This window comes from Herbaspirillum sp. Her4, assembly GCF_057961335.1.
The window spans coordinates 2554138-2573196 of sequence record NZ_CM176330.1; the positions used below are offsets into that span (position 1 = coordinate 2554138).

Annotated in this window: 15 protein-coding genes; 9 read left to right on the top strand and 6 right to left on the bottom strand. The window is 61.8% G+C overall.

Going from position 1 to position 19059, the window contains the following annotated elements:
* Nucleotides 1-16: 16 nt before the first annotated feature.
* Nucleotides 17-1075, bottom strand: a complete 1059-nt coding sequence (locus tag ACWFUC_RS11595) for a porin (protein WP_134221725.1) — start codon at nt 1073-1075, stop codon at nt 17-19.
* 339 nt (nt 1076-1414) lie between these two features.
* Complete coding sequence (locus tag ACWFUC_RS11600; protein WP_134221726.1) at nt 1415-2956, bottom strand: PAS domain-containing sensor histidine kinase; 1542 nt, start codon at nt 2954-2956, stop codon at nt 1415-1417.
* A gap of 225 nt (nt 2957-3181) precedes the next feature.
* Here ACWFUC_RS11600 and ACWFUC_RS11605 point away from each other — a divergent pair, with 225 nt between their 5' ends.
* The 9 genes from ACWFUC_RS11605 to ACWFUC_RS11645 all read left to right on the top strand — a co-directional run bounded on the left by ACWFUC_RS11605 (nt 3182) and on the right by ACWFUC_RS11645 (nt 12504).
* On the top strand, nt 3182-4342 hold the full coding sequence (locus ACWFUC_RS11605) for an acyl-CoA dehydrogenase family protein (RefSeq protein ID WP_489624945.1): 1161 nt from the start codon (nt 3182-3184) through the stop codon (nt 4340-4342).
* A gap of 51 nt (nt 4343-4393) precedes the next feature.
* Nucleotides 4394-4765 carry a hypothetical protein gene (locus ACWFUC_RS11610; protein ID WP_039788791.1) on the top strand — a complete coding sequence of 124 codons (372 nt, stop codon included), beginning with the start codon at nt 4394-4396 and terminating at the stop codon, nt 4763-4765.
* A gap of 2 nt (nt 4766-4767) precedes the next feature.
* The gene (locus tag ACWFUC_RS11615; RefSeq protein ID WP_034334416.1) at nt 4768-5511 is read left to right on the top strand and encodes an SDR family NAD(P)-dependent oxidoreductase; all 744 of its coding nucleotides are present in this window, start codon (nt 4768-4770) and stop codon (nt 5509-5511) included.
* 95 nt (nt 5512-5606) lie between these two features.
* Nucleotides 5607-6782 carry an ABC transporter substrate-binding protein gene (locus ACWFUC_RS11620; protein ID WP_039788787.1) on the top strand — a complete coding sequence of 392 codons (1176 nt, stop codon included), beginning with the start codon at nt 5607-5609 and terminating at the stop codon, nt 6780-6782.
* A gap of 132 nt (nt 6783-6914) precedes the next feature.
* The gene (locus tag ACWFUC_RS11625) at nt 6915-7949 is read left to right on the top strand and encodes a branched-chain amino acid ABC transporter permease (protein WP_116535770.1); all 1035 of its coding nucleotides are present in this window, start codon (nt 6915-6917) and stop codon (nt 7947-7949) included.
* On the top strand, nt 7946-9853 hold the full coding sequence (locus tag ACWFUC_RS11630; protein ID WP_134134687.1) for a branched-chain amino acid ABC transporter ATP-binding protein/permease: 1908 nt from the start codon (nt 7946-7948) through the stop codon (nt 9851-9853). Before ACWFUC_RS11625 ends, ACWFUC_RS11630 begins: the two co-directional genes overlap by 4 nt.
* Nucleotides 9843-10592: an ABC transporter ATP-binding protein gene (locus ACWFUC_RS11635; RefSeq protein WP_489624946.1), complete on the top strand. Its 750-nt coding sequence runs from the start codon at nt 9843-9845 to the stop codon at nt 10590-10592. The genes ACWFUC_RS11630 and ACWFUC_RS11635 overlap by 11 nt, the downstream gene beginning before the upstream one ends.
* A gap of 20 nt (nt 10593-10612) precedes the next feature.
* Nucleotides 10613-11689, top strand: a complete 1077-nt coding sequence (locus ACWFUC_RS11640) for a ketopantoate reductase family protein (RefSeq protein WP_489624947.1) — start codon at nt 10613-10615, stop codon at nt 11687-11689.
* Between the two features lie 38 nt (nt 11690-11727).
* Nucleotides 11728-12504, top strand: a complete 777-nt coding sequence (locus ACWFUC_RS11645; RefSeq protein ID WP_034334430.1) for a class II aldolase/adducin family protein — start codon at nt 11728-11730, stop codon at nt 12502-12504.
* Nucleotides 12505-12615: 111 nt separating this feature from the next.
* Here ACWFUC_RS11645 and ACWFUC_RS11650 read toward each other — a convergent pair whose 3' ends face one another.
* From ACWFUC_RS11650 to ACWFUC_RS11665, 4 genes are all read right to left on the bottom strand, one after another.
* Nucleotides 12616-13224, bottom strand: coding sequence for a hypothetical protein (locus ACWFUC_RS11650; protein ID WP_489624948.1), 609 nt, complete (start codon nt 13222-13224; stop codon nt 12616-12618).
* 84 nt (nt 13225-13308) lie between these two features.
* Nucleotides 13309-13917 (bottom strand): hypothetical protein, encoded by a 609-nt coding sequence (locus ACWFUC_RS11655; protein ID WP_489624949.1) that lies wholly within the window; start codon nt 13915-13917, stop codon nt 13309-13311.
* Nucleotides 13914-16166, bottom strand: a complete 2253-nt coding sequence (locus tag ACWFUC_RS11660; RefSeq protein ID WP_489624950.1) for a M23 family metallopeptidase — start codon at nt 16164-16166, stop codon at nt 13914-13916. The genes ACWFUC_RS11655 and ACWFUC_RS11660 overlap by 4 nt, the downstream gene beginning before the upstream one ends.
* 22 nt (nt 16167-16188) lie before the next feature.
* On the bottom strand, nt 16189-18687 hold the full coding sequence (locus ACWFUC_RS11665; RefSeq protein ID WP_489637603.1) for a type VI secretion system Vgr family protein: 2499 nt from the start codon (nt 18685-18687) through the stop codon (nt 16189-16191).
* Between the last annotated feature and the right edge of the window lie 372 nt (nt 18688-19059).

Here is a 19059-nt window from a genome sequence, read left to right on the forward strand (position 1 = left end):
CTCAAGTAGCCCGTGCTCAGAAGCGGTGACGCATGCCCAGGCGCAGCGCGCTCTGGTTGCCGGTCGACGACTGGATGCCGCCACCGAAGACCGGATACGCGTTGTAGCCCTTGTCGCGGTCATAGACGGCGCCCACGTACAGGTCGGTACGTTTGGAGATCTTGTAGTCCACCGTCGCCACCAGTGCCTGGGCATTGCCCACACCCTGGTTGCGCTTCTGGAACTGGTAAGCGGCAGCCAGATCCCACAGCGGTGTCAATGCATAGACCGTGCCCAGTTCATAGGTGGTGGCCTTGGCATTGGTGTCGGTGTTCTTGACCTGGGTGATCACGCCGAACGGTGTGAAGGCACCGATCTGGTAGCGCGCACCGCCGCCATAGATGCGGGTGGCGGAAGCGCCGCTGCTGCTCTTGATGTCGGTGTAGGCGAGCGCGCCGCTGAAGGCACCGCTGTCGTACTGGCCGGTGGCGCTGACGGTGCGGCCGGCATTGTTGTTGCCGGCCACTTCACCGAGCCCGAGCATTGCGCCAAAGCTGAAACCGCCGAACTTGGCGCTGTTGACCTTGATGGAATTGTTGGTGCGGTCGCCGGCATAGATGTGGTTGTTCAGGGCCGTGCCGTGCGCGGCATCGGCATGCAGGCCCCAGCCGAAGGAGCCGGCCGGCGACAGTGCGCCCATCGCATACTGGCCACCGATGTTGGCCATGAAGTCGTACTGGCGACCCACGCTCAGCGCGCCCCAGTCCTTGCTGCCCAGGCCGACGAAGGACTGGCGGCCGAACAACAGACCGCCTTGTCCCAGGCTGCCGTCATCGGCACCGAAGCCGGTTTCCAGGGTGAAGAAGGCATTCAGGCCACCGCCCAGATCTTCCGTTCCCTTGAAGCCGATGCGGCTGCCCTGAGCGATGCCGCTGTCCATGCGCAGCAGCGACGCGCCGCCGCCGCCGGTCTTGGCGGCGTTGGAGTAATAGGTCAGGCCGAGATCGATCAGGCCATAGATGGAAACGCTGCTCTGTGCATGTGCCATCCCCGTGCCGGCCGCGAGCAAGGCGGCGGCCAGTAGTTTCTTCTTCATGTGACAAGGCTCCCTGTGGTGTTGCAGTGTGATGGTCGCGCTCTGCACCGGGTGAGGCCGATGCCGGGCGGCGAACGCAGCCGGTAGATGTGGAAGGTCTGCGTGGCGTGCATGACATGTCGTCATGTGGGGCCATCATAGGAAGCGCATTTGCGCCAGATCAAATTGATGCAGCGGATAGATGGAATAAGCCCGATTCATGCACCGGACAGATAAGTCGCCGACTCTCGAATCCGGTGCATGAATCGGCGCGATGACGGGATAATCGTGCAGAACTTCACCACGCGAGTGCGTGCGATCACCAAGGCGGCGCGTCGCCCGCGCGGACTAAAGGAATCCTTAGTTGTGGCGTTCCACCAACGGCAGCGTGAAGCAGAAACGCGTGCCGCAGCTTTCTCCGGGTTGTGCCCAGATATCGCCGCGATGGCGCGCAATGATGTTCTTGCACAGCGCCAATCCGATGCCGTTGCCGCTGACCTTGGAAGAAAAGAAGCCATCGAAAAGCCGTTCGCGGTGGCCGGCATCGATGCCGCGTCCCTCGTCGGCAACGGTCAGCAGGGCATTGCCGGCACTGCGCGCGGTGCTGATGCGCACATGCCTTGCGCCCTCGGGAAAGGCCATCATTTCCTCGATGGCGTTGAAGGCGAGATTCAAGATCACCTGGCCGATCAGCACCTTCTCGCAGCTCACCACCAGCGGCTGCGTACCCGGTTCGATGTGCAGGTGGACCTTGCCTTCGGCGGCCTTCATCTCGATGAACCAGCGCACTTCCTCCAGCACGGCGTTGAGGTCGATCAGGCCTTCGCTCTGCTCCAGCCGCACCACGTATTCGCGCACGCTCTTGATGATGGTGGCGGCATGGTCGACCTGGCGTCCGGCACTCTCCAGCCCCCACACGATCTGTCCGGCCTGTTCGCGCAGGGCCTCGCTCTGTTTGATGCGCAAGACCGAGCCTTCGAGGAAATTGCGGATCGCCGCCAGCGGCTGCGACAGCTCGTGCGCGATGGCGGTGGCCATCTCGCCCATGGCATTGTGGCGCGCCAGGTATTCCAGCGAGGCCTGGTCGCGGCGGCGCGCTTCCTCGGCTTCGACCTGGTCGGTGATGTCGTGGAAGTGCAGCAGGTGGCCCTTGAGGTCGTTCTCGATCTCGATGTAGCGGCACACCGCGTGATGCCAGCGCACCAGCCCATCCTTGCGCACGATCTGGTAGCGCAGCGGGAAGCTGATGGCATCCGGCAGCGCCAGCGTGAGCAGCTCCAGCAATTCGTCGCGCGAGTCGGGCAGGCATTGCTCGACGAAATTCTTCGGCGGGTTCTGGCCCGGCCGCACGCCCAGCAGTTTGCGGCCGGCGTCGCTCAGGTACTCGATGCCGCCATCCGAACGCAGCACCGTCACGCCTTCGTCGGAGTCCTGCATGAATTCCTTGAGGCGGCTCTCCAGCTTCTTCATCTCGCGCCGGATCTGTTCCTCGCGCGCAATATCGCGAAACTGCACCATGATCACGTCGCGCTCGGTCAGCGGCACCAGCGTGGCAATCGCCTCCGAGAGAATCTCGTCACCATTCTTGGCGCGGTAGCACCACTCGACCATGTTGCTGCCGTGGAGCACTGCATCGTGCAGCCACTTGCGGCCGATCTCGCGGCGGTATTCGTGCGACTGCCGGCTCATGTCAGGGGCTTTGAGCGGCAGCAGTTCTTCCAGCGTGAACCCCAGTACCTGGCAGGCCGAGGGATTGGCCCAGAGGATGGACTTGGTCTGAGCGTCATGCAGGATGATGCACATGGGCAGTGCTTCCATCATGCGGCGGAAATCGTCCAGCCCGAAGCGGATGCTGTCATCCGGCAGGGCAGGGGAAACTGGGGCAGCGGTTTGTTCTGGCATCGCTCGTCTCTGTCATCGCTTCATGATCTGCAGGACGGTGTTTCCTCCATGGATGAGTTCACGCATCGGAGGAAGCACTGGCGCTGCTTTGTGGAATGGCACTAGGGGATTTCTTTAGAAGGCTTCACCTATTCCCCTAAAAAAGCTGCAGCGCTCCCGATTGAACCGGGATACGCCGCTCCCTACACTCGACTTCATTCTGATGCAAGCCACCTGGAGAATGCAATGTCCGTGATGGAGAACCCGGCCGCGCTGGCCGCCCGTGAAGAAGATGCCCTGGTCCCGCTGCTGGCTGAGATCCGTGCGCGCCGCGAGGAATTCGCCGCGCAGCGTTTCGTGCCCAAGGATTTCATCGCGCAGTTGAAGAAGGCCGGTGTCTATCGCGCCGCCACCCCGCAATGCTTCGGCGGCAGCGGTCTCTCGCCGATGGGTTTCCTGCAGATGATCGAACGCATTTCCGTCGCCGATGCCTCGGTCGGCTGGGTCGCCAGTTTCGGTTCGGCCTCGGTCTATCTGGCCGCTCTGCCCAGGGAAACGCAAGCCAGGCTGTATGCCAAGGGGCCGGACCTGACCTTCGCCGGCGGCCTGTTCCCGCTGCAGCCGGCCGAGCAGATCGAGGGCGGCTGGATGGTCAATGGCACCTGGAAGTTCGCCAGCGGCTGCAAGGGCGCCGATGTGCTGGGCGTGGGCATCGGTGCGGCCGTACCGGGCCAGGCCGGTTCCAAGCCGCGCACCGCCGTGCTGCCGCCGGAGCAGGTCGAGATCATCGACAACTGGGACGTGATGGGACTGGTGGGTACCGGCAGCCATGACCTCAAGGTGAGCCAGCAATTCGTCTCCGAAGAATGGACCTTCATCCGTGGCGGCGTACCCACCATCGATGAACCGCTGTACCGCTATCCGACCATCGCCTATGCCGCGCAGGTGCTGGCCGTGGTGAACCTGGGCGTGGGACGCGCCGCCATCGACGAGATCAACCAGATGTCCGGTGGCCGTGTTGCCATTACCGGTGCGCCCAAGCTGGCCGACCGTTCCTATGTGCGCATCGAGGTCGCCAAGGCCGAAGCCAAGTTGCGTTCGGCGCGCGCCTTCCTCTATGACGCCACCAGCGAAGTCTGGAATTCCATCCTCGCCGGCAACCCCGTCACGCCCGAGCAGGTCAGCCTGCTGCGCCTGACCGCCGTGGAAATCGCCAAGGTCGGCAATGAAGTCACGCAGGCCATGTTCGGCCTGGCCGGCACCACCGCCATCTACAGCAACCACCCGCTGCAGCGCTACCTGCGCGATGCCGCCGTGGTCAAGCAGCACGCCTTCCTGGGCGAGGGCATCTATGACGGTGCCGGTGCAGTCACGCTGGGCGTGCCGCCGATGCCGGGCTTCCTGTAAGCCGCCGCGTCCTTTCTTTTTTCGATTTCAAGTTTTCAGTCCGGAGCCCTCATGAGCCAAGTCCCAAGCAATGATAAAGAACCGCTGCGCGTCCTCTTCTGTGTCGGCGTGACGCAAAACTTCTTCGACCTGCCCGCCACCGAGACCGGTCCGGTGTGGCAGGCCTATGGCCAGATGATGACGGCACTGGCCACCATGGACGGCATCAAGGTACTGGGCACCATGGACGATGATCGTCTCATGGTGGGCAAGTCCGACGATGCGCCGTGGACCTTCTACATCATGGCCGACGTGGCCGATCTCGATACGGTGGTGGCGGCCTGCAACCTGTTCCGCACCACCATGGTCGGTGAACACCGCCTGTGGAAGTACGGCAAGATCGAAGCCCGCGTGGGCCGCGCCCTGATCATCCAGGGCGCCTGATCATGGACAAGAAGATTGCCCTGGTCACCGGTGCCGCACGCGGCCTCGGTGAAAGCATCGCGCGCAAGATGCACGCCGCCGGCTACAAGGTGGCGCTGGCTGACATCGACCTGGAACAGGTCTCGGCAGTGGCCGCCAGTCTCGATGCCAGCGGTGCCACCGCCATGCCGCTGGCGCTGGACGTGCGCCGCAAGCCGGACTTCATCGCCGCCTGCGACGCCATCGAATTGCGCTGGGGCGGGGCGGCGGTGCTGGTCAACAATGCGGGCCGCTCGCGTGTGGCAGCGTTGATGGAGATCACTCCCGAGGAGTGGGACGAGGTCACCGCCATCAACATGAAAGGCACGTTTCTTGCGTGCCAGGTGTTCGGCAAACGCTTCGCCGATCGTGGCTACGGACGCATCATCAACATCGCCTCGCTGGCCGGGCAAAACGGCGGCACCGCCACCGGTGCGCACTATGCAGCGGCCAAGGGGGCGGTACTGACCCTGACCAAGGTATTTGCGCGTGAACTCGCAGGCGCCGGTGTGACCGTCAATGCCATCTCGCCGGGCCCGCTGGACCTGCCCATCGTGCGCGAGATCGTGCCGGCCGACAAGCTGGCCGCGACCATCGCCACCATTCCGGTCAAGACGCTGGGCGAACCCGATTTCATCGCCGATGCGGTGCTGCTGCTGGCTTCGCCCGATGCGGGTTCGGCCACCGGGGCCTGCCTCGACATCAACGGCGGGCTCTACATGCGTTGATGAAGATCGGCCTGGTGCCGATGCCAGATTGCTGTCCCAGATCGGTGGCGGCGTGGGGAAGCCCGCCATCATCTCAACCAACAAGGGAGAAACACATGCTGCACAAACGCCTGATTGCCACCGCCGCCACCGCCGTTCTGGCCGCTGCCGGAACCCTCGCCAGCGTCGCCGGCAATCCTGCCTTTGCCCAGGTCAAGATCGGGGTCGTGACCTCCTCCACCGGGCCGGTCTCGCTGGTGGGCATTCCGCAGAAGAACACCGTGCCGCTGCTGCCGGCCAAGGCCGGTGATCTGAAGATCGAATACATCTCGCTGGACGATGCCAGCGATCCGACCAAGTCGGTCACCGAAGTCAAGAAACTGATTGCCGAATACAACGTCGATGCCATCATCGGCCCCAGCGGTTCGCCCAATGCCATGGGCGTGATTTCCTTTGCGGCCGAAGCCGGCGTGCCGATGCTGGCCCCGGTGGGCACGGCGGCCGTGGTGCTGCCGATGACGGAGCAGAAGAAGTGGGTCTTCAAGACCACCCAGAATGATGACCTGATTGCCAGCGCGCTGGTGGCGCAGATGGTCAAGACCAAGGTCAAGACGGCCGGCTTCATCGCCGTCAACGATCCCTTCGGTGAGAACTGGGCCAAGGTCTTCACGGAGCTGGCAGCCAAGAACAACATCAAGATCGTGGCCAATGAGCGCTACCAGCGCACCGATACTTCGGTCACCGCGCAGACGCTCAAGATCGTCGCTGCCAATCCGGATGCCGTGCTGGTGGCGGCCCCGGGCGCGGCCACCGTGCTGCCGCAGACCACGCTGTTCGACCAGGGCTACAAGGGCAAGATCTACCAGACCCACGGAGCGGCCTTGCCGGCCTTCCTGCAGCTGGGCAAGAACAAGGTCGAGGGCACCATCCTGGCCGCGAGCCTGATGCTGGTACTGCCCGAGATCCCGGACAGCAATCCCTCCAAGAAGGTCGCCACCGAGTACATCGAGGCCTACAAGAAGATGTACAACACCGTGCCCGCCACCTTCGGTGCCAACGTGTATGACGCCGGCCTGCTGCTGGAGAAAGCCATTCCTGTGGCCGCGAAGAAGGCCAAGCCGGGCAGCAAGGAATTCCGCGCCGCCCTGCGCGATGCATTGGAAAGCACCAAGGAAGTGGTCGGCACCCAGGGCGTCTACAACATGAGCCCGGCGGACCACAGTGGTTTCGATGAACGTGGTCGTGAGCTCATCACCGTCAAGGGCGGCAACTGGACCCTGCTCAAGCCGTAAGGACCACGCCTGCTGCGCCGGTCCGGCCTCCACGCCGGGCGGGCGCAGTGTTCCACCCCCACCCGCATCCCGAACCTGGCGCGTCGTTCCCGGCTGGATGGCAGCGCGCGCCGGCTCCACAAGGAAGTCGCAATGAATCTCCAAATCGTGGCGCTGCTGGGACAGGACGGCATCACCAACGGTGCCATCTATGCGCTCTTGGCGCTGTCCATCGTCCTGGTCTTTACCGTCACCCGTATCCTCCTGATCCCGCAGGGCGAGTTCGTCTCCTTCGGCGCGCTCACCATGGGCATGATGCAGAACGGCCAACCGCTCACCGTCGCCTGGCTGCTGGTGGCCATGTGCCTGGGTGCCTGTGCCTTCGATCTCTACGACATGTGGCGTACCAGTCGCCGCCGCCCCAGCCTGTGGCTGCCGGCCAAGCTGGTGTATGCCGTGGTCGTGGCGGGACTGGCCCTGAATCTCAACTTCGCCACCTTGCCCATGCTCGCACAGATCGCCATGACCTTGCTGCTGCTGGTGCCGATGGGGCCGCTGATGTACCGCATGGCGTTCCAGCCCATCGCCTCGGCCTCGCCGCTGGTGCTGCTGATCGTCTCCATCGCCGTGCACGTGGCGCTGGTCGGTGTGGCGCTGCTGGTGTTCGGCCCCGAAGGCGCACGCACCGCGCCCTTCACCGAGGCCAGCCTGGAACTGGGCAGCCTGCGCTTTTCCAGTCAGGCGCTGTGGGTGATTTGCGTGTCGCTGTTGCTCATCGTCGGGCTATTCCTGATGTTCGAGCGCACGCTCTATGGCAAGGCCTTGCGCGCTGCTGCGTTGAACCGCATGGGCGCGCGCCTGATGGGCATCTCGCCGGTGTTCGCGGGCAAGGCCATGTTCCTGCTGGCTTCACTCATTGGCGTGATGTCGGGCGTGCTGATCGCGCCCATCACCACGATCTACTATGACTCCGGCTTCCTGATCAGCCTGAAGGGCTTCGTCGGTTCCATCATCGGCGGGCTGGTCAGCTATCCGGTAGCGGCCATCGGCGCACTGGCCATTGGCCTCATCGAATCCTTCTCGACCTTCTGGGCCAGTGCCTACAAGGAAATCATCGTTTTCGTGCTGATCATTCCCATCCTGCTATGGCGTTCTCTGTCGACCCGTCACGTGGAGGAAGAAGAATGAAACCCGCTGCCTCCACCTCTTCTTCCAAACGTCCGGTGGCGCGCTTGTCCTCGCGCGCGGCGCTGGGCCTGTTCGTGGTCCTGCTGGCGGTTGCGCCCTTCGTGCTGCCGCCGTTCACCATGACCTTGTTGAACAACATCGGCCTGGCCTCGCTGGTGGTGCTGGGACTGGTGCTGCTGACCGGTGTGGCCGGCCTGACCAGTTTCGGGCAGGCGGCCTTCGTCGGTCTGGGTGCCTACTTCTCGGCGGCACTGTCGGCCAAGATCCTGCCGCTGCCCGATGCGCTGCTGTGGATGCAATCGCCCTGGGTGGCGCTGGTGGTGGCCCTGGTGCTGACGGCCGTGCTGGCCTTTGCGGTGGGCAGCGTCACGCTCAAGCTCTCCGGCCACTACCTGCCGCTGGGCACCATCGCCTGGGGCATCAGCCTGTATTTCATCTTCGGCACGCTGGAGAGCATGGGCGGGCAGACCGGCATGTCGGGCATTCCCTCGATCACGTTCTTTGGCATCGCGCTCAGTTCCGACCGGGCCATGTTTGGCCTCATCTGGGTGGCCGTGCTGCTGGGCGTGGCGGCCCTGAGCAATCTGCTCGATTCGCGCGAGGGCCGCGCCATCCGTGCGCTCAAGGGCGGCATCGTGATGGCCGAGGCCATGGGCATCAATACGGCGCGCATGCGCATCGTGGTCTTCGTGATCGCCGCCGTGCTCGCGGCCCTGTCGGGCTGGCTGTACGTGCACATGCAGCGCTTCGTCAATCCCTCGCCCTTCGGGCTGGGCTTCGGCATCGACTACCTGTTCATGGCGGTACTGGGTGGGGCCAGCCATGTGTGGGGCGCGGTGCTGGGCTCGACCTTGATCGTGGTGCTCAAGGAATGGCTGCAGGGCATCCTGCCGGTGGTGCTGGGACGCTCGGGCAATTTCGAGACCATCGTCTTCGGGCTCCTGATCGTGGTGCTGCTGCAGCGTTCGCGCGATGGGCTGTGGCCTTACCTGGCACGGCTGGTGCCGGTGCGCAGCCGCCGGCTGGAGATCGATCCGCAAGCCGAAGCCCTGCCGCGCCGTCCCATGCCTGCGCCGCAGGAAGTGGTGCTGGACGTGCGGGACGTGACTCGCAAGTTCGGCGGCCTGGTGGCCAACAACAACATGAGCCTGAAGGTGATGGCCGGTGAAGTGCTGGCCCTGATCGGTCCCAACGGGGCGGGCAAGTCCACGCTCTTCAACCAGATTTCCGGTGTCGATACACCGACCTCGGGCAGCGTGCAGTTCCGTGGCCATGAGGTCACCGGTCGCGGTTCGCGTCACATCGCCGGGCTGGGCATGAGCCGCAGCTTCCAGCATGTACGCCTGATGCCGCGCATGACGGTGCTGGAGAACGTTGCCATCGGGGCCTATCTGCGCGGCCAGCGCGGTGTGCTGTCGTCCATGCTGCGTCTTGATCGCCAGGAAGAGGCGCGCATCCTGGCGGAAGCGGCACGCCAGATCGAACGTGTCGGATTGAAGGCGCAGATGTTCGAGCAGGCCGGTGCGCTGTCGCTGGGCCAGCAACGCATCCTGGAAATCGCCCGTGCGCTGGCCGCCGATCCCTGCCTGCTGTTGCTGGATGAACCCGCAGCGGGTCTGCGCCTTGGGGAGAAGCAGGCGCTGGGCGACCTTCTGCGCAAGCTGCGCAGCGAAGGCATGGCCATCCTGCTGGTGGAACACGACATGGATTTCGTGATGGAACTGGTGGACCGCATCGTGGTGATGGACTTCGGCCAGAAGATCGCCGAGGGCTTGCCCGAAGAGATCCAGAACAATCGCGCCGTGCTGGAAGCCTATCTGGGCGTGGCCGACGAGGAAGAGGGCGCCGCAGTCGAAGAGGGCGCGGGCAATGCCATCGCAGCAGGAGCACATCATGGGCAATAAGGTATTGGAAGTACGCGACCTGTCGGCGGCCTATGGCCGGGTGCAGGTACTGTCGGGCATCGACCTCTCGGTGGAGCAGGGCAAGATCGTCACCGTGATCGGCCCCAATGGCGCGGGCAAGACCACGCTGCTGTCGGCCATCATGGGGGTGTTGCCCTCGCGCGGGGCGATGGCGTTTGACGGCACCATCCGCCATTCGCCCGAGGTCGAAGAGATGGTGGCGGCCGGCATGACCCTGGTGCCTGAGAAGCGTGAGCTGTTCTCGGAGATGAACATCGAGGACAACCTGATGCTGGGGGCTTTCCAGCGCTACCGCACCGGCCAGCGCGACTACGCGGCGACGCTGGAAGAGGTCTATACGCTCTTCCCGCGCCTGCGTGAACGCCGCACGCAGCACGCCGGCACGCTCTCGGGCGGCGAGCGCCAGATGCTGGCCGTGGGCCGTGCGCTCATGGCCAAACCGCGCCTGCTGATGCTGGACGAACCCAGCCTGGGGCTGGCACCGCTGATCGTGCGCGAGATCTTCCGCATCATTGCCGAGCTGCGCCGGCGGGGCGTTTCCATCCTGCTGGTCGAGCAGAACGCACGCGCCGCGCTGCAGGTGGCCGATTACGGCTATGTGCTGGAGAACGGCGAGATCCGCATGCACGGCCCGGCCAGCCAGCTGGCCCATGACCGCCGCGTGATCGAGGCTTACCTGGGCTTGTCCGGCAAGCACCAGGACAAGCTGGCTAGCTGATGTCTTCTTCCTTGAATTCCATGAAACAAGAAACTTCCTCTTCTCCTGTGCCAGCACCGCTGCGCATCTGCATCGCCGGCGCCGGTGCCATCGGCGGCATCCTGGCCGTGCGGCTATCGGCGGCCGGACATCAGGTCAGCGTATTGGCACGCGGCCAGACGCTGCAGGCCATCCGCGAGCGCGGTCTGACCTTGCATGACCTGCACGGCACCACGCACGCCCGTCCGGCGGCCAGCCAGTTGCCGGAGTTCGGTGTTCAGGACGTCATTTTCCTGTGCGCCAAGAGTCAGGACATGTCAGCCCTGCTGCCCCAGATCGCGCCCATGGTGGGCGAAGAGACGGTGGTGATCCCGACCAACAATGGCGTGCCGTGGTGGTATTTCCACCGCGAGGGCGGGCGCTTCGATGGCCAGGCCGTCAAGGCCGTGGACCCGGATGGTGCGCTGTCAAACGCGGTTGCGCTGGACCGGCTGATTGGCAGCGTGCTCTTCATCACGGCCGAGGTCGAGAGCCCGGGCGTGATCCGCTCGGTCAATCCGCACCTGATGGTGCTGGGTGAACCTTCCGGCGAGATGAGCGAGCGGCTCATGCGCGTGCGTGCAGCGGTGGAAGCGGCCGGCATCGAAGCCCGCGCCACCGATCGCATCCGTGACAAGCTGTGGACCAAGATCATCGCCAACATCAGCACCAACCCGCTGTCGGTCATCACGCAGGGCACGCTGCAGCAGTTGTACGGCTTGCCGGAGCTGCGCGAGGTGGTCAGCCAGATCATGCGCGAGACCTTGCTGGTGGCCTCCAGCCATGGGGCGCGGGTGGATATCGATCCACTGACCTTCCTGCAGCTGGGCGAGGCCATGGGGGCCTTCCGCACCTCGATGCTGCAGGATCTGGAGCGCGGGCGGCCACTGGAGCTGGCGGCCATCGGCGATGCGGTGCTGGAGATGGCCGAGCGTTATGCCATCCCGATGCCGATCACGCGGGCCATCGTATCGCTGGCGCGTTTTCGCGGCGAGGCGGCGCAGCAGCAGACAGAGCAGACAGGACAACAGAGAGCGCAGCAGACACAACAACCGCAGCCGACGGCACGGGCCGCCTGAGCGCGATCACCTCATTTTCGGATTCAGGAGTCAAATTGATGAATATCATGCAATTCAGCTATGGCGCAGATAAGCCATCCCACTGCAGTGACGAAGAATGGGCGCTGCGCATCCAGCTGGCGCACTGTTACCGGCTGGTGGATTACCTGGGCTGGACGGAGATGATCTTCAACCACATCTCGGTGCGCGTGCCGGGGCCGGAGCATCATTACCTGGTCAATCCCTTTGCGCTGAACTACAACGAAGTGACGCCGGCCAACCTGCTCAAGGTCGGGCTGGATGGGCAACTGGCCGAACCGTCGGACTACAAGGCCAATCCGGCCGGGTTTGCGCTGCATAGCGCCATCCACGGTGCGCGTGATGATTTGCGCTGCGTGATCCATACGCATACCACGCCGATCTCGGCAGTGACGATGAAGAAGAGCGGCTTCGAGCACAACGATTTCTATGGGGCGCAACTGTTCGGGCGCATCGGGTATCACGAGTTCGAGGGCATTACGCTGTTTGCGGAGGAGAAGGAACGCATGCTGCAGAGCCTCGGGGACAAGCACATTCTGGTGTTGCGCAATCACGGGGTGGCGGTGTGCGAGAGCGATATCCAGCGCGCCTTCTTCCTGCTGTGGACGGTGCAGCGGGCCGCCGAGATCCAGGTGGCGGGACGGTCGATGGCGGGGGAGGATCAGCTGTTGCCGGATGCGGTGAGGCAGAAATGCGCGGACCTGACGCAGCAGCTCATTCGCAATGACGGGTTTGCGGTGATTTTCTTTGAGGCGATTGTGCGCAAGATGTTGAAGGGGGTTTATCAGGTGGGTTGATTTTTGGGGTGGATCAATGGGGCGGCTGGGCTGGTGGATCTGGACAGCCAAGCGTTGGTGCAGGCTGCTGCGGCCGCCCTTTGTTCGAATTCGCTGTGACTTTTTCGGCGGTCAGTGACTTGGCTTGTTTTTGATCTTGTTTCCTATCTGGATCCATAGAGCTTTGATGTCCGCGAGTTTGGTTATTTGCTTGCGTTTTACGTTGTCGAAGAAGTGGAAGACGCTGAAGATGAAGACGCCCGGACGCAATTCATAAAGCGTGGTGTGGCACATGCTTGTGGCTCGATAGACAGGACCGTCTTCCATAAAGCAGTCGGATTCTGCAGAGTAGTTTTTGATCGGCTTCAGAATAAACGGCGTCATTGGGTAGAGGGAGTGCGGCGTTACGCGCCAGTAGCCGACTTCGTATCGTGTCCGATCCGCCCAATCTTCTTCTTCGGGGACTTCGTCGCGAATTACTACATCAGAAATGTATTCCTTGTTGATGGTCAGGCACAATTTTCCGATCCATTGCTTTGTGAGCTTTGAATGGAAAATCGCACAGTAAGTATTTGGATAATACCGATTCTGCTGCTTCATGTTTTTTGCCAAGCGCCATGTAACCGGGATGTTCACGTCTCGCATTAGCTCGGTCGCCTCCGCCTGGGTGATGACTTGGGAAAAAGCAGGTTGAATGCTCATCAGCAGAAAAAGAAAGACCAGTATCTTGATGGCTTGCATATACGTCCGGTTCGTTGTCTTTGGCGTGCTCTGTCTTGGTTTGTCGTCTGGCGCAGAGGGGATTGGGGCTGGCGATTTTTTCATTCATGGCTTGGATCTTTTGCTGATCTTCTTTCCGACGTGAATCCACAACTCCCTGATGTCGGCAAGTTGGGTCTTCTGTTTGCGCTTTACGTTGTCAAAGAAGTGAAAGACGCTGTAAATGAAGACGCCTGGGCGCAACTCATACAGTGCGGTATGGCACATGCTGGTCGCGCGATACACCGGACCATCTTCCATATAGCAGTCCGGTTCGGCGGCGTAGTTCTTTATCGGTTTCAAAATAAATGGCGTCATTGGGTAGATGGAAAGCGGCGTGACGCTCCAGTAGCCGACCTCATATTTGCTACGATCGGCCCAGTCCTCCTCTTCAGGTACTTCGTCCCGGACCCCCATCGTCCTGATGAAATTCTTGTTTGAAGAAATGCAGAGTTCTCCGAGCCATTGATTTGTCTTTCGTGAATAAAAGACGGTGCAGTACGTTTTAGGAAAGTCCTTTCCTAGTGGTTTCATATTTTTCTGAATGCGCCAGGTGGCAGGAATATGTAGATTTTTTGCCAGCGAGGTCAGCTCCCTTTTAGAAATCTCTGTTGCAGGGGCTGACAGAGAAATTCCTGCGAGAACGATGCCTAAGAGAACTTGGATTCTGATCATTTTTTGTCATCCATTAGTATGTTCTGAGCCCAAAGAGTCTCGTTAATGCGCTCAGTGAGATTATTTGGCTTCTGCGTTTTTCGATTAACACCATTAATTGCCTCTGCCAATTTTTTTACGGTAGCTTCGTTAATGGTGGCAGACCTTATTTGCAAGTTGATAGTCTTAAAATCGTTATCTTTGGACCCTGCCGTCCAATACCATCCACCAGAATCGATAGCGTTATAGTGGTTGATAGATAGTCTCTGCGGATCAGGAACCCTGGGTGCCTTTTCAGGACGCGATGGGTTCCACCAACTTGGCTCAAATGAATTGGGCTGTAGCCACCCGCGATACACCCAATACTTGCCGTAATTCTCCCTGCCACTGAGCTGCTTGATCCCCCGCCCCCTGAACTTCGGCCCGTCATGCTCTTCGATATTGCCAAGCCTTCCGGTGAGGTAATAGAGATAATCAGTCTTGGCCTTCGGCGTATAAAATCCGGCGTCTTCCGGCTGAAAACTCTCATGCGTCGGTTTCCTTGAAAAGCTTACTGATCCCTCCGCCATCATCACGAGATAGTTGCGTTCAACCGCCCCTTCCCCGAGAAAATGCGTCATCCGCACCGGTGAATTGATCAGGTACTTGCGCATCACCTTGTTGAGGTCTTTACGGTAGGTTTCCCGAATCGATGCCGGGGTGCGCTGGCGTCCCTCTGCCTCCAGCGCCTTCAATGGATATTTCTCATTCGGATAGATGCGCGCCAGGTCCTTCGCACTGAGCCACGCGCATTTGCGGAAGTGGCGAATGAATTCCTTCGGATGCCAATGCCAATGCACTCTGGGCAGGTCCATGCCTCCGGGCCAGAACGCCAAGGCCTTGATGTGCGCACGCAGGGCCTCAAAATCCGTGTTGCTCAACGGCGTCGGATTTTCTGCCGTGCTGGTCTTCAACCATCCCCAGCGCGCGTCGATGCTGCTGCTTTCCCACTCGGTAGGGAATCGGACAATGACACGGCGCAATCTGGCGGCAATTGTCGGATCGCTCAGTCGCGCCGTGGCTTCCTCCACCTGCACCCGGCCATCGCAGTTGCTGTCAAGCCAGCTGCGGATGGTCCGGGAGTCGCAGCGGCTGTCCTGATCCGTATCGTCATCAATGAGTCGCCATCCCTTCCAAGGCGGGAAATCCGCATCGCTGAAAATGCGGATGTTGGACGCGTGGAGATTGACCCAGCCGAATCCCTCGGAATACGGAACTTTCCTCCAATGGGGCAGCGAGGCCGAGGGCAGCTTGTCAGGACCGATCACGCGTCCGAAACGCAGCAGTTCATAGACGGCAGCGGGTGCCGGCCGCTGCGCATCGGGAAAGGCCTTGGCAATCCGTACCGCATTTCTGTAGAGACCGGCCTCGCCATCCTTGTCCGGCAAGGGCGCGCCCATCCGGCTCCCATCCATGGCGTAAGCGGAGACCACGGCTTCGCCGGTACGCGCAACATCGCCCTCCGCACCGGGGTAACGCACTCCCACAAGATAGTCACTCGCCGTCGCATGAATGGCTGTCAGGGCCACAGGAGGATCCGGTTCTTCATCGCCGGCGCGCCGCTTGCGTTTCGGGGCCGGAGTCAACGCCTGCGCGGAATGCGGCAGGGGCTCCTGATCGAAGACCGGCGTGCCGGCGGGGATGAGGAAAAAGGTCTCGCCGAAGATCACATCATTGCGTCCATTCGAGGCAAGAGACAACGCGTCTGCAGCGCGGCCCGCGAGACGGACGAGATTGGCATCGTCGCAGATGATCTCGACATGCAGGCGGCCCTTTTCGCCATTGATGTAGCCCGCCTGTCCGATGATTTCCTTGCGATGCACGAAGCGCTTGAGCAGCGTGGCCGGCGCGATGTCATGCAAGTGCATGTAGACACTGAAGAAGACGACGCGCGCCTGTTCACCTTCGCCGATCTCGGCTTGATGCCTGATGACGACCACGCCATCGCTGGTGGCCCCGTTGTACATGAGGGGATGTTCAGGCGGCAGGTTGGGCAGCCCCTTGGTCGACGGGCGTACAAGAACGATGGTGCCATCCGCAATGGCCCTGACCGGTTCATGCGCATTGCCTGCCCTCGGAGCGGTCAGGTGAATCCCGCCATGCCAGCCGAGATTGAAACTGACCGGAAATGCGCCCCGGCCTGGCGCATCGCCGTTCATGGCCAGGTCCAGCCATTCGTCTTCGGCTTGTTGACCCGTGCGCGCAGGCAGGAAAGGGGGACTGATCAGCATGATGTCCTCGTTGAAGAAAAACTCACTGTGAGTAGGGATAGCGCTTGGGCAGATTCAAGTCGCTCGCGGGCAGCAATGGCATCGCATACGACACGCGTGCCGGACCCGTCATCGCATGCTGCGACGCCTTGCATTCCCATTTGCCGGCGGTTCCTTGCGTGATCCCGGAGGCGTTGATCTGGATGAAGGAACCGCCTGCCGAGATCACCACCTCTTCTTTCGCATGGATCTCTACGCGCCCGCTGGTCGATAGCAGCCGCGCCACCTTCTCGGCAATGAGATCCAGGTCGTCGCTCTGCGCCTGCACCTCCACCTTGCCCTTGGCGGAGAACAGCTTGATCCCGGCCTTGAAGGCAAACAGGCTGATTTTTTCGGCGACGCTGACCAGCAGACTCTTGCCGGTCGCGATGCTGGTATCCGAACCCGAGGACAAGGTGATCTCTTCTCCGGCATGCGCATGCAGCCCCTTGCGCGTGGTCAGGCCGATGCCGTCGGGAGACGCGGCCAGCAGGATGGCTTGCTTGAAACGATTGGCCTCCGATTGCGTGGCTTCCGGGTAATTGCCTTGCGTCGCTTCGATCATCTTGCCCAGGGCATCCAGTCCACCGAGCGCTTCCGCATCTGCCTTCGCCGCTGTCTCGGAGAGTTGCCGGCTCATTGCCGATGCGGTTTTCAGTTGGCCGGTGGCTTCGCTGGCATCCAGTTGCGTTCCCTGTGCACCCGGCCTGCCGTAGGTGCTGATGTACAAGCCCTTGTGCGTGACGATGGCGCCGTAGGCATCGGTACTGAGCGCGAAACCGGTGCCGAAGAAATGGCGGCGCTCATTGCCCGTCTGGCTGATCAGATGGCCGAGATTCAACTGCGAATGGGCATGGGAGCTGTAGAGATGAATACGGTTTTGCGCCGAGGTGTCATCCATCACCAGCTGGTTGAACCCGACACCGTCGAATTCCTTGGATTCGAATCCCGATAGCCGTCCGTTGCTGTGCCATGGCGGACGCTGTTCCTCATTGAACAGGCGCCCCGTCACGACCGGTCGATCCGGGTCGCCATTGAGGAAGGACACGATGACTTCCTGCCCGATGCGCGGCACATGGACGGCACCCCAGTACTCGCCTGCATTGGCATAACTCACCCGGACCCAGCAGGACGCCGCCTCATTGCCCGGGTTGATGCGATCCCAGCGGAACTGGACCTTGATGCGATCGAGAGAATCGGTGTAAACCTCCTCTCCCGCAGGCCCCACGACGATCGCCGTCTGCGGCAGCATGAGCGGCCTGGCATGCGACCGCGCAGGGCGGAACGGCAGCTTGCGCCGCTGTACCTCGAAGCGGTTGAAGCAATGGCCGGTGTGTTCATTCTCCGTCTGGTCGACTTGCCGCTCACGCCGGATCGACTCCTTGAAGGCCAGCAGCGCCGCGCTCAGGCTGCCCGGAAAATCCAGCGCCTGATGCGACAGGGGCAGGTTGTTCTCGATGAACCAGTCGATGGCCAGGATGACGAACTGGCGTTCGCTCTCCGGCTCCTTGCGATGCAGGGGATGGTCCTCCAGCCTGAACCAGCGCCCGCAAGCCAGATTGCGCACGCCCGAGACGCCGCTGTAGCGCTGCATCGCAGATTCCCATTGCTCCACTTGCAGGTCGGCCTGACGATTGCCTTGCTCCTGCTGGGAAAAACTGTATGCGCCGGTGTACTCATACACCTCCAGCTGTGCGGGCAGCAGTCCATACTCTGCCATCACCTGCTCTTCGGCCTCCTTCTGCAGGCGAAGCGATTTGTAGTCGTCGCTGCGGCCGCGCCAGACGTTCGAGGCGAGCGTGCGGCTGGCGCTCCACTGCAGGATCTTGTCGAGCTCGTCACGGGGGCCGGCACCGTGGAAGGCAATGCCTTGCCGGTGCAGGCCGGGCAGGCTCCACGTAGTGTCGGTAATGACCAGAACATGGCCGCCGCCATCCTCCTGTTGCTCGTGATGGGCGAACCAGCCTTCTTCTTCCATCAGGCGCTGGACGAAGTTCCAATCGGTTTCGTACTGGGTGCAATAGGACCGAGCCAGAGACGGGCGCTCCAGTTCGAAGCGATAGTGGCCGCGTGCTTGCGGATGGCCGTCGAACACGTCCGCAAGAATGTCCTCGGTGGTCTTGTCCTGCCAGATCCGGGCGTCCTTGCGAAAACGCAGGAAATGCAGCCAGGGAGAAAACGAGAGCTGGCAGAAATCGATCTCGCCGTCACTGCCCAGGCGCTTGGCGGTATGCACGTAGCCGTGCCAGGGGAGGGTATCGCCTTCATGCTGCCTGATCCACAGGGTGACGGGCTGTGCAATCAATTGCTCCAGCGCGATGCCGGTGCGCGTGGCCAGCAGATCGAGGGTGACTTCGTAGCCGTGATTCAGTCGCTCAGTGGCGATGAGCCGTTGTGGCAGGAGGATGTCCGGCCCGAGCGGCGAGTCCAGCTTGAGCAGCCGGCGATGCTGCGTGATGCGCGCTTGGGAGCGGGCTGAATCTTTCTGCGAGGGGGCGGGCATGCGATGCGCTTTCCAGAGAGAATTCGCGCAATCCGGAACAGGCCAGTGAACAAACAGGCAAAAAACGCAGACCCACTTGCGAAGTGCGCTTGCCCGGCTTGAAGGAGGAAGTCCCGGATGCGGCCAATGCCCTTGAGCTCATCGGTGCTGCAGAGGCCTCGGGCGACGAAGGCGACAGTCTCCGTTGCGAGAGGCGTTTTCTCAATGGAAGAAATTCTAATTTTCAGGCGATTTGTATTGCTGCGTTCACTCCGCCATCGTCAAGATAGATAGCAGTTTTTGATGGAATGACGAATTGTTTTGAATGGCGACATCCATAAAAAATCGCGCCGCTCCGAAGGAGGGCGCGATACCAGGTACATCAGCAAGCAA

Bases quoted from the DNA above. Each gene is read 5' to 3' on its own strand.
- ACWFUC_RS11610 (WP_039788791.1), top strand. From the start codon at position 4,394: ATGAGCCAAGTCCCAAGCAATGATAAAGAACCGCTGCGCGTCCTCTTC.
- ACWFUC_RS11660 (WP_489624950.1), bottom strand. From the start codon at position 16,166: ATGCTGATCAGTCCCCCTTTCCTGCCTGCGCGCACGGGTCAACAAGCC.
- ACWFUC_RS11625 (WP_116535770.1), top strand. From the start codon at position 6,915: ATGAATCTCCAAATCGTGGCGCTGCTGGGACAGGACGGCATCACCAAC.
- ACWFUC_RS11595 (WP_134221725.1), bottom strand. From the start codon at position 1,075: ATGAAGAAGAAACTACTGGCCGCCGCCTTGCTCGCGGCCGGCACGGGG.
- ACWFUC_RS11605 (WP_489624945.1), top strand. From the start codon at position 3,182: ATGTCCGTGATGGAGAACCCGGCCGCGCTGGCCGCCCGTGAAGAAGAT.
- ACWFUC_RS11615 (WP_034334416.1), top strand. From the start codon at position 4,768: ATGGACAAGAAGATTGCCCTGGTCACCGGTGCCGCACGCGGCCTCGGT.
- ACWFUC_RS11630 (WP_134134687.1), top strand. From the start codon at position 7,946: ATGAAACCCGCTGCCTCCACCTCTTCTTCCAAACGTCCGGTGGCGCGC.
- ACWFUC_RS11620 (WP_039788787.1), top strand. From the start codon at position 5,607: ATGCTGCACAAACGCCTGATTGCCACCGCCGCCACCGCCGTTCTGGCC.
- ACWFUC_RS11645 (WP_034334430.1), top strand. From the start codon at position 11,728: ATGAATATCATGCAATTCAGCTATGGCGCAGATAAGCCATCCCACTGC.
- ACWFUC_RS11655 (WP_489624949.1), bottom strand. From the start codon at position 13,917: ATGATCAGAATCCAAGTTCTCTTAGGCATCGTTCTCGCAGGAATTTCT.
- ACWFUC_RS11650 (WP_489624948.1), bottom strand. From the start codon at position 13,224: ATGCAAGCCATCAAGATACTGGTCTTTCTTTTTCTGCTGATGAGCATT.
- ACWFUC_RS11600 (WP_134221726.1), bottom strand. From the start codon at position 2,956: ATGCCAGAACAAACCGCTGCCCCAGTTTCCCCTGCCCTGCCGGATGAC.
- ACWFUC_RS11665 (WP_489637603.1), bottom strand. From the start codon at position 18,687: ATGCCCGCCCCCTCGCAGAAAGATTCAGCCCGCTCCCAAGCGCGCATC.
- ACWFUC_RS11640 (WP_489624947.1), top strand. From the start codon at position 10,613: ATGAAACAAGAAACTTCCTCTTCTCCTGTGCCAGCACCGCTGCGCATC.
- ACWFUC_RS11635 (WP_489624946.1), top strand. From the start codon at position 9,843: ATGGGCAATAAGGTATTGGAAGTACGCGACCTGTCGGCGGCCTATGGC.